2 protein-coding genes are annotated in these 1,158 nt (G+C 50.7%); one reads left to right on the top strand and one right to left on the bottom strand.

Annotation, left to right across the window (positions count from 1 at the left end):
• Positions 1 to 20: 20 nt before the first annotated feature.
• The gene (locus ABH899_RS28555; protein WP_370002295.1) at positions 21 to 845 is read right to left on the bottom strand and encodes a DNA cytosine methyltransferase; all 825 of its coding nucleotides are present in this window, start codon (positions 843 to 845) and stop codon (positions 21 to 23) included.
• Positions 846 to 910: 65 nt separating this feature from the next.
• On the opposite strand from ABH899_RS28555, the gene ABH899_RS28550 reads away from it, so the two are divergent.
• Complete coding sequence (locus tag ABH899_RS28550) at positions 911 to 1,108, top strand: hypothetical protein (RefSeq protein ID WP_370002293.1); 198 nt, start codon at positions 911 to 913, stop codon at positions 1,106 to 1,108.
• Positions 1,109 to 1,158: the final 50 nt, after the last annotated feature.

Raw genomic sequence — 1,158 nt, 5'->3', positions numbered from 1 at the left:
AACCCTCCCTTAGTTGATGTTTAGCCTGCGTTCATCGCCTCGATCTGCATGATCGCCGCGAAGATCGGATATATCTGCTGTGGTACTACGGCGTTTCCGAGTCCTTTAAGTCTGTCCACCCAATCGGCAATCCCATGAGCCACTCGACCCACGCTGGGTTCAGGCTTCCAGTTGTAGGGATTGATCCAGTTTCCAGTAAATAAACCTCTGTTACAAGGTTGTTCCCTCCATTCCCATGCAAACCGGGGTTTTGGTGACAGTTGGCTGTAGGAGTAGGATACATTTTCACAGCCGCCGGCAAGCCATTCCTTGGGTCGCGAGGGTTGATGTTTCCCCGTTTCTGCGAATCGTTCGCCCGCGGAGTGGGCCACAATGAAGACTCGGTCCCTTCGGTGTGGGGCATCGACGGCACAAGCTGGAATAATAAACGCCCGGTTGGTGTAGCCCGCGCCTTCCAAGTCAGAGAGCGCTTCGTCGAGCCCCAATGTGACGTGCCCAGCAACATTTTCTCCAACAACCCAACGGGGTTTGAGTTCCTTGACAAGCCTAAAATATTCCGGCCAGAGATAGCGGTCATCCACCTTGCCTTTTCGCTTCCCGGAATAGCTGAAAGGCTGGCAAGGGTATCCTCCGTGAATAAGGTCAATTGTTCCAATGCCATCTGCTTCTAACCTCTCTTTCGTTAACGTGCAGACATCATCGTAAATTGGCACTTCCGGCCAATGCTTCCGCAGGACCTTTTGCGGGAAGGGCTCTCGCTCGCAAAAGGCCACCGTCTCTATCCCCGCCCACTCGCAGGCTAGGTCTATTCCGCCGATCCCGCTAAAAAGGCTAAGTGCTTTCATACTGCCTCCCATGTATTTCTGTGTGGTATAATTGGCGCAATATATTAATTGAATCGAGGTACATCGTGACTAAATCAGATACGACGACCAGTTTTAGATTCGACGATGATTTTATTGAGCTTCTGAATACTTGGTCGTTTATGACCAAGAAAGAAAAGGGCGCTCTCCTACAAGATGCATTCCGAGAGTACGCCCAGCTGGAACATAACTCCGATGTTGCCCAAAAAGTGAATACGATCATGGAAATCATGAAAGAGGATTGAGTCGCCGGGAGGCGGCTCTTTCTTTTCCCCTCCCATGTATTTCTGTGTTA

This window comes from Paenibacillus sp. RC84 (assembly GCF_041260495.1).
Classification (GTDB): domain Bacteria; phylum Bacillota; class Bacilli; order Paenibacillales; family NBRC-103111; genus Paenibacillus_F.
The sequence above is the reverse complement of the archived record's forward strand: the minus strand, read 5'-3'. Positions and strand labels throughout refer to the sequence as shown.

Coding starts and splice junctions, on each gene's coding strand:
- ABH899_RS28555 (WP_370002295.1), bottom strand. CDS start 845: ATGAAAGCACTTAGCCTTTTTAGCGGGATCGGCGGAATAGACCTAGCC.